The 7,506-nt window shown below is 70.3% G+C and carries 8 protein-coding genes and 2 pseudogenes; 5 read left to right on the top strand and 5 right to left on the bottom strand.

Annotated elements, in window-relative coordinates; all coding sequences use genetic code 11:
• Nucleotides 1-192 (top strand): annotated as a pseudogene (locus KUM03_RS16290) (hypothetical protein); the annotation flags it as partial.
• A 136-nt stretch (nucleotides 193-328) separates the two neighbouring features.
• On the opposite strand, the gene KUM03_RS16285 reads toward KUM03_RS16290, so the two are convergent.
• On the bottom strand, nucleotides 329-1,123 hold the full coding sequence (locus KUM03_RS16285; protein ID WP_217249217.1) for a hypothetical protein: 795 nt from the start codon (nucleotides 1,121-1,123) through the stop codon (nucleotides 329-331).
• A 300-nt stretch (nucleotides 1,124-1,423) separates the two neighbouring features.
• Here KUM03_RS16285 and purN point away from each other — a divergent pair, with 300 nt between their 5' ends.
• Nucleotides 1,424-2,062 carry a phosphoribosylglycinamide formyltransferase gene (purN, locus tag KUM03_RS16280; protein WP_217249215.1) on the top strand — a complete coding sequence of 213 codons (639 nt, stop codon included), beginning with the start codon at nucleotides 1,424-1,426 and terminating at the stop codon, nucleotides 2,060-2,062.
• Nucleotides 2,059-3,636 carry a bifunctional phosphoribosylaminoimidazolecarboxamide formyltransferase/IMP cyclohydrolase gene (purH, locus tag KUM03_RS16275; protein WP_217249213.1) on the top strand — a complete coding sequence of 526 codons (1,578 nt, stop codon included), beginning with the start codon at nucleotides 2,059-2,061 and terminating at the stop codon, nucleotides 3,634-3,636. The genes purN and purH overlap by 4 nt, the downstream gene beginning before the upstream one ends.
• A 561-nt stretch (nucleotides 3,637-4,197) precedes the next feature.
• On the opposite strand, the gene KUM03_RS16270 is transcribed toward purH, so the two are convergent.
• The 4 genes from KUM03_RS16270 to KUM03_RS16255 all read right to left on the bottom strand — a co-directional run bounded on the left by KUM03_RS16270 (nucleotide 4,198) and on the right by KUM03_RS16255 (nucleotide 6,386).
• Nucleotides 4,198-4,650 (bottom strand): hypothetical protein, encoded by a 453-nt coding sequence (locus KUM03_RS16270; RefSeq protein WP_217249212.1) that lies wholly within the window; start codon nucleotides 4,648-4,650, stop codon nucleotides 4,198-4,200.
• Between the two features lie 96 nt (nucleotides 4,651-4,746).
• Nucleotides 4,747-5,670: a hypothetical protein gene (locus KUM03_RS16265; protein WP_217249211.1), complete on the bottom strand. Its 924-nt coding sequence runs from the start codon at nucleotides 5,668-5,670 to the stop codon at nucleotides 4,747-4,749.
• A gap of 93 nt (nucleotides 5,671-5,763) precedes the next feature.
• Nucleotides 5,764-6,141: an ATP-binding protein gene (locus KUM03_RS16260; RefSeq protein WP_217249210.1), complete on the bottom strand. Its 378-nt coding sequence runs from the start codon at nucleotides 6,139-6,141 to the stop codon at nucleotides 5,764-5,766.
• Complete coding sequence (locus KUM03_RS16255) at nucleotides 6,138-6,386, bottom strand: hypothetical protein (RefSeq protein ID WP_217249226.1); 249 nt, start codon at nucleotides 6,384-6,386, stop codon at nucleotides 6,138-6,140. Before KUM03_RS16255 ends, KUM03_RS16260 begins: the two co-directional genes overlap by 4 nt.
• Before the next feature lie 75 nt (nucleotides 6,387-6,461).
• Here KUM03_RS16255 and KUM03_RS16250 point away from each other — a divergent pair.
• Nucleotides 6,462-7,318: pseudogene (locus tag KUM03_RS16250) on the top strand (helix-turn-helix domain-containing protein).
• On the top strand, nucleotides 7,290-7,487 hold the full coding sequence (locus KUM03_RS16245; RefSeq protein ID WP_217249209.1) for a DUF397 domain-containing protein: 198 nt from the start codon (nucleotides 7,290-7,292) through the stop codon (nucleotides 7,485-7,487). Before KUM03_RS16250 ends, KUM03_RS16245 begins: the two are co-directional and overlap by 29 nt.
• Nucleotides 7,488-7,506 lie beyond the last annotated feature (19 nt).

The following is a 7,506-nucleotide window of genomic DNA, read 5'->3' as shown; positions in this document are numbered from 1 at the left end:
GCGTTGCCGTTCCGGGGGCGGCGTGGGGAGGGCGGGGGAGTGGGGGAGGAGACGGGTGACGAGGACGACGCCGTGCCGTTCGGGCTGTACGACGGAGACGGTGGCGGCGGGGGAGGGGCTGGCTCTGGGGCTGATTCGCCGTACGATCTTCTGCCGGTCGACTCTCCTGGGGAGCCGCCGCGGGCGCTGTGAGGGTTTGGTTTCGCCCCCGCCGCCCCTTCCCTTCCCGTCCCTGGGGGCTGCCGCCCCCAGACCCCCGCTTCGGCCTGGACGGCCTCGTCCTCAAACGCCGGACGGGCTGGATGGCCGCGCCCGGCGTCCAGGTGTCTCAGCCCTCCGTGCCCAGCAGATCCCGCAGTTGTTCCGGCAGGTGGCGGTCGCACGCCTGTTTTGCCTCGTTGGTGAGGGCGTCGTTGCGGCAGGTGTAGTAGTCGCTGTAGACCAGCTGGGCGCCGAAGGACGCGGCGACCAGGAGGACGGCCAGGGAGGACGTGACCAGGCCGCTGATCGCCGCGGTGCGCTGCGGTCGGCCGGTCTGGTCGGCGGGCCGGGCCGGGGTGTCCGGGTCGGAGGCGGCGCGGGGCTTGGCGCGCAGGGAGCTGATGCCCCAGTACAGGGCGAGCGCGCCGAGCAGCAGGGCCACGTACGGCCAGGTGAACAGGGCGAAGAACAGGGCCCACATGCCGCTCAGCAGGGCGTAGCGGGCACGCCGCTGGACCGGGTCCGTCGGGTCCCAGCGCGGACCGGAACGGCCGCCCGCGCCCTCGGGGCCGGAACCGGAACCGGAACCGCCGGGACGCTCGCCGAAGCCGCCGGAGGAACGGCCGGGCTGCCGGTCGCTCCACTGGCCGCCCCACGGAGAACGCCCGCCGCCGCCCTGCGAACCGGAAGAGCCCTGGGAGTCGCCGTCGCCCGACGGGTGCCGCGGCTGCCAGGGGCTGTCCGGCGTGCCCTCCGGGGGCGGTGCGAACGGATTGTCCCTGTCGGTGTCCTTGTCGGCGGCGCCGTCCGAGGGAGTGTCGGGCGGTGAGGAGGGACGCTCCCGCAGCAACACGGTGCTGCGCTCCCCTGGCTGTGCCGACTGCTGGGGGAGCGTGAGCAGTCGCAGGCTGCGGTCCGGCATCAAGTGAGCGTCTTCCCCTTGGCGATCTTGACGGTAAGGCACGGGCGAACTGGTCGGCCCAACCTGTGAACGCGTGACGCGCGGGCCGCGTTCCCGGTCCGGCTCCACGCAGACGCTACCTTCCGGCCACGCCCCCGTCCCGAGGGGGCCGCCCGGTGTGCCGGTATCGTTGCTGACGGTCGACCGCTTCGTAGACTTCCCCGTATCCCGGGGCGCGAAGCATTCGTACGACCGCACAAACGGATGAACGTACAAAACGTACGACCGTGAAGACCCGCTCCCCCGAGAAAGGCCCCCACCGTGGCCGCCAAGCCCGTGGCCCAGCGAGCCAAGCGCCTAGTGGTGCTGGTCTCCGGATCCGGCACCAACCTGCAGGCGCTCCTCGACGAGATCGCCGCCACCGGCGTCGAGGCCTACGGCGCCGAGGTCGTCGCCGTGGGCGCGGACCGCGACGGCATCGAGGGGCTCGCGCGCGCCGAGCGCGCCGGCCTGCCGACCTTCGTCACGAGGGTCAAGGACCACGGGACCCGCGAGGAGTGGGACGCGGCGCTCGCCGAGGCCGTCGCCGCCCACGAGCCGGACCTCGTCGTCTCGGCCGGGTTCATGAAGATCGTGGGGAAGGAGTTCCTGGCGCGGTTCGGCGGACGGTTCGTCAACACCCACCCCGCGCTCCTCCCCAGTTTCCCGGGAGCCCACGGTGTGCGGGACGCGCTCGCGTACGGCGCCAGGGTCACCGGCTGCACCGTCCACTTCGTCGACGACGGCGTCGACACCGGGCCGATCATCGCGCAGGGCGTGGTTGAGGTCCGGGACGAGGACGACGAGAGCGCTCTGCACGAGCGCATCAAGGAAGTCGAGCGAAGGCTGCTCGTCGATGTCGTGGGGCGGCTCGCCCGCAACGGCTATCGCATTGAGGGACGAAAGGTAGTTATCCAGTGACCGCCACCGCCACCGCCGGGAGCAACAAGCGGGCCATCCGTCGCGCGCTCGTCAGCGTCTACGACAAGACCGGGCTGGAGGAGCTGGCGCGCGGGCTGCACGAGGCCGGCGTCGAGCTCGTCTCCACCGGCTCCACCGCCGGGCGGATCTCCGCGGCCGGCGTGCCCGTCACCAAGGTCGAGGAGCTGACCGGCTTCCCCGAGTGCCTGGACGGCCGGGTCAAGACCCTGCACCCCAAGGTGCACGCCGGCATCCTCGCCGACCTGCGTCTGGACAGCCACCGGCAGCAGCTCGACGAGCTGGGCGTGGCGCCGTTCGACCTGGTCGTGGTCAACCTCTACCCGTTCCGCGAGACCGTCGCCTCGGGCGCCACCCCCGACGAGTGCGTCGAGCAGATCGACATCGGCGGCCCCTCCATGGTCCGCGCCGCCGCCAAGAACCACCCCTCCGTCGCGGTCGTCACCAGCCCCGCCCGGTACGCCGACGTGCTCTCCGCCGTGAAGGACGGCGGCTTCGACCTCGCCGCCCGGGGGCGCCTGGCCGCCGAGGCCTTCCAGCACACCGCCGCGTACGACGTGGCCGTCGCCTCCTGGTTCGCCTCCGAGTACGCCCCCGTCGACGACTCGCAGTTCCCCGACTTCCTGGGCGCCACCTACGACCGCTCCCACACCCTGCGCTACGGCGAGAACCCGCACCAGCCCGCCGCGCTCTACACCGCACCCGAGGGCGGTGGCCTCGCCCAGGCCGAGCAGCTGCACGGCAAGGAGATGTCGTACAACAACTACACGGACACGGACGCCGCCCGCCGTGCCGCGTACGACCACGCCGAGCCCTGCGTCGCGATCATCAAGCACGCCAACCCGTGCGGCATCGCCGTCGGCGCGGACGTCGCCGAGGCGCACCGCAAGGCGCACGCCTGCGACCCGCTGTCCGCGTTCGGCGGCGTGATCGCGGTCAACCGCCCGGTCTCCAAGGAGATGGCCGAGCAGGTCGCCGAGATCTTCACCGAGGTCATCGTCGCGCCCGACTACGAGGACGGCGCCCTCGAAGCCCTCACCAAGAAGAAGAACATCCGCGTGCTGCGCGCCCCCGAGGCCCCCGCCGCACCGGTCGAGGTCAAGCCCATCGACGGCGGCGCCCTCCTCCAGGTCGCCGACCGCCTCCAGGCCGAGGGCGACGACCCGGCCACCTGGACCCTCGCGACCGGCGAGGCGCTCTCCGAGGCGGAGCTGGCCGAGCTGTCCTTCGCCTGGAAGGCGTGCCGGGCCGTCAAGTCCAACGCGATCCTCCTCGCCAAGGACGGCGCGTCCGTCGGCGTCGGCATGGGGCAGGTCAACCGCGTCGACTCCGCGAAGCTCGCGGTGGAGCGGGCGGGCGCCGAGCGCGCGCAGGGGGCGTACGCCGCCTCCGACGCGTTCTTCCCCTTCCCGGACGGCCTGGAGATCCTCACCGCGGCCGGCGTGAAGGCCGTGGTCCAGCCCGGCGGCTCGGTCCGCGACGAACTGGTCGTCGAGGCGGCGAAGAAGGCCGGCGTGACCATGTACTTCACGGGGACGCGGCACTTCTTCCACTGAGGCGTACGACGAAGTGGCCCGCCGGCGCTGCCAGACGGGCCACTTCGTCCTCGTCGTCGGCCTGGGACCCTCGGACGTCCGGACGGGTCAGTCCGGGAACTGGTCGCACTCCGAGGTCCATGCCCACCTGTGGGAACGGGTGGAACCCAAGGGGGTGCCGTCGGGGAACGTCACTCCCCCGAGGTCGGTCACGTAGGACTCCGAACGCGTCAGGCACACGTGGGCGCCGGTGTAGCCGGTTCCCCTGTAGAGCTTGACGGCCAGTCCGGCGGTGCCCTTGTGAAGCAGGGACCCCGCCTCGCCCACATCGACGCCCCGGACGGAACCGGAGGTGTCACCCCAGTTCGGGTCGTTGACCGCGGTCCGGCCGAGAATGCCGTCGCAGCCGGTGCCCGCGTAGATGGAGAGGTAGCCCGGGGACGCGTTGTGCGAGGCCGCCTCACATGACGTGGACGCCTGGGCGCCGGTCGTCGGCTCCGAGCGCCGCGAGGGCGAGCGTCGTGAACGCGGCGGGAATTCTTCGCATGGTCCCTCCTTGTCCCGTGCCGGTGACCGGTCGGGTCAGGAGTCCAGGAACTTGCCGCAGTCTCCGTGCCACACCCACTTGTGGGAGCTGATGCTCTCGTTCGCGGAGACACCGTTGGTGTAGGTGAATCCGGAGAGATCGTCCATGTAGTACTCGGACTTGGCGATGCAGGTGTGGCCGCCGCGGTAGTTCGCGTGCTGGTAGACCTTGACGGCCATGCCGGAGGTTCCCTTGTGCAGCAACGACTGGGTCTCGTCGTTGTCGCCGCCCCGGAACGAGCCGGAGCCGTCGGACCAGTTGGCGTCGTTGTCGGCGTCCTTGCCGAGGTAGCCGCCGCAGTTGTCGTAGTTGTAGGCGTAGAAGTAGCCCGACGACGCGCTGTTCCACGCGTTGTCGCAGGCGGTGGAGGCCTGGGCGCCGGAGGCGGGGACGAGCACCCCGAGGCCCGCGAGGCCGAGGGTCGCGGCTGCCGCGAAAAGCTTGCGCATGAGGCATGACTCCTTGTGGGTAGGTGCTGTGTGGGTGTCCCGCGGCTGAGACGCCGCGGAAGTCCGGATCGCCCGGTGCCGGGCGTGGGACGAAGGTCAGGCCGTCGAGCCGGTGATCTCTTCGGCTCGGGCGAGGGCGGCGAGACGCATGCGCTCGTAGGCGGTGATCTCCTCGCCGTAGCGCTTGAGTTCCTTCTCCCGGTACTCGCTCTCGAGTTCGTGCGCTGTGTCGGCCAGGTCCGTCTCGACGGCACAGGTGGCTTCGGCCACCGCCAGGCGGACCTCGGTCGCGTACGCCTCCTCAGCGCTCAGCCCTTCGGTGAGGTCCGGCAGCTTCGCGCGGATCTCCGGCGGGTCGGCGTAGGAGTGGCCCGCCTCGCGCATGCAGGTCGCCCAGTTTGTGAGGGCACTCGTGAAGCGCTTGTCCTTGAGCAGGGCCGGCACGTACAGGGAGTTCAGGTTCATGGCCGTCTTCTCGGCCCGGAACCAGGTCTCGAAGTCGCCGTAGAGCTGCTCCTTGGCATCGGCCTGACAGCTGTCGGCGGGGGTCTGGACAGTGCCGCCCCCGGGTAGCTCGGCCGTCAGCATGCCGCTCGCCGGTCCGCCTCCGAGCGTCTTGTTGTAGCGGACGCGTTCCTCCTGCGGAAGCGCGTTGGCGTACGCGTGATTCGGGTCGTTGCGCTGGGCGTCCTGGAGCTTCTCCCGCAGTCGGCTGCCGTAGCCGTGCCGCTCCGCCCAGTCCGGGTCGGTCAGCACATAGCCCCCGCCCTTGAGCTCGTCGACGGTCGGCAGTGGCCCCACCCAGTACTTGAAGCCCGCCTCCGCCATGCACTTCTTGACCAGCTCCTGCTCGGCACGCCGGACCAGGATCTGCTCGGCGTCGGACAGCTCACGGCCCTTCCGCACGCTCGGGCTCGCGGTGTTCTGGGACGATCCGGTGGTGGCCACGGCGTCGCAGCCCGTCACCGCAGCGCCGATGATCAACGCCGTCCCGCACTTCATGGCGAGAGTCCGTCTCATGGTCACACTCCCCGTCTCCGGCCACCGTCCCCCGTGGCGACCCAGCGATGACCACTCTGGTGGCGGTGGACGAGGTGCGGTACCTAAAGAGTTTTAGGGTGCTTGTTCCGGGAGCTCGCACCACACTGTCTTGCCGGCCGGTGTCAGCCACACGCCCCAGCGCCGTGCGAGCGCGTCGAGCAGCACCAGACCGCGGCCGGTCTCGTCGTCCTCGTCCGGCCTGCGCGCGACGAGCCAGGCGTGTGGGTCGGAATCGGTGAGTTCCACGCGGGTACGGGCGTCCGCCGCGCGGATCAGACGGAGGATCACCGGCGTGCATTCGCCGACGTGGTCGATCACATTGGTCAGCAGCTCGCTGACGCAGAGCTGGGCTTCGGGGCAGGGTGCGCCGAGGTGTTCGCGGACCGCTCGGCGAACCTCGGGTACGGCCCTGGGGAGGGCGAGCAGTTCGAGGGTGAGCGGTTCGGTCACTGGCCGGCCGCCCTGCGAAGGGCGGCGGTCAGGGAACGGGCGGTCTCCTCGTTGCAGTTGCCGAGAGCGATGAGGGGCGGCGTGCCGTACGTGCCCGCGAACGTCGGCAGGTCGACGCCGAGGGAAGGGAGCGTGATGCCGTTCGCCGCCAGGGCGGCGCGGAGCAGTTCGACGTGAGCCGTCGTGTCGTGGGGTGCATGGAGTACGCCTTCCGAGTCCTGTGCGTTCTGTGACGGATCCCTCACAGAGTGGCGTGACGCCTCGTACCGTGAAAGACGTTTCGGTTGCGCACGGTGACTGGTGAACGGCGGTGGTGGGTTGTGCCTCCTCGTAAGGACACTGACGCTTCGGTGAGTGTCCCCTGCTTCTACGGCGCGGAGTTGCGCTACAAGCGGGAGCAGGCGGGGCTGACGTTGGAGCAGTTGGCGGACGGCAGCTTCCGGGGAATCTCGTTCCTCAGCCAGATCGAGCGAGGTGAGCGGGGGATGCCGATGGACCTGGCCCGGCATGTGGACGAGCGGTTGGCCACGGACGGGTTTTTCCAGCGGCGGTGTGAAGACGCGGCGAGGGCGCGGCGGGTGGGTATTGCCCCACACTTCGCGGACGTCGTCGAACTGGAGAAGCCGGCTCGGACGATCGAGGTCTGGGCTCCCCTGCTGGTGCCCGGACTGCTCCAGACCCGGGCGTACGCAACGGCGATCGCCAGGTCGGCGATGCCACGAGCCACGGACACCGAGGTCGAGGAGGTCGTGAAGGCCCGTCTGGACCGGGCGAAGCTCTTCAGGGGAGACTCGCCGCCCAAGTTCTGGGCGATTGTCGACGAGTCGGTCATCCGACGGCGAGTGCTGCCGTCTGCCGAGATGGCCGAGCTGCTGGATCACATGGCTGACGTGGTCAGGACCACCCGCTCGATTGTGCAGGTCGTCCCGGAAAACGCGGTGCACCGTTCTTGATGGGATTGACGCGGATCATGACCTTCTCGGACGCGCCGCCGCTGGTGTACACGGAAGGGATGCACAGTGGCCAAGTCATCGACTATCCGGCCCTCGTGATGGACTACCGCGAGTCGTACGATCTGCTCAGGGCCGCCGCACTGCCGCCGGAGGCGTCCCTGGCCGTGATCGAGGCAGCAGCGGAGGAACGCAGGAATGAAGCCCAACAGCAACGTCGACCTTAGCTCCGTGCAGTGGCGCAAGAGCAGCTACAGCAGTGGAACCGGCGGTGAGTGCGTCGAGGTAGCCGGCGAACTCCCCGGCATCGTGCCCGTCCGCGACTCCAAGAACCCGCACGGCCCCGCCCTGGTCTTCCCCGCCGAAGCCTGGTCCGCCTTCATCGGCGTGCTCTGAGCGGCGCTCGCGAGAGCGG

This window comes from Streptomyces sp. AC602_WCS936 (genome assembly GCF_019049125.1).
In the GTDB taxonomy this organism is placed as follows: Bacteria; Actinomycetota; Actinomycetes; order Streptomycetales; family Streptomycetaceae; genus Streptomyces.
The sequence above is the reverse complement of the archived record's forward strand: the minus strand, read 5'-3'. Positions and strand labels throughout refer to the sequence as shown.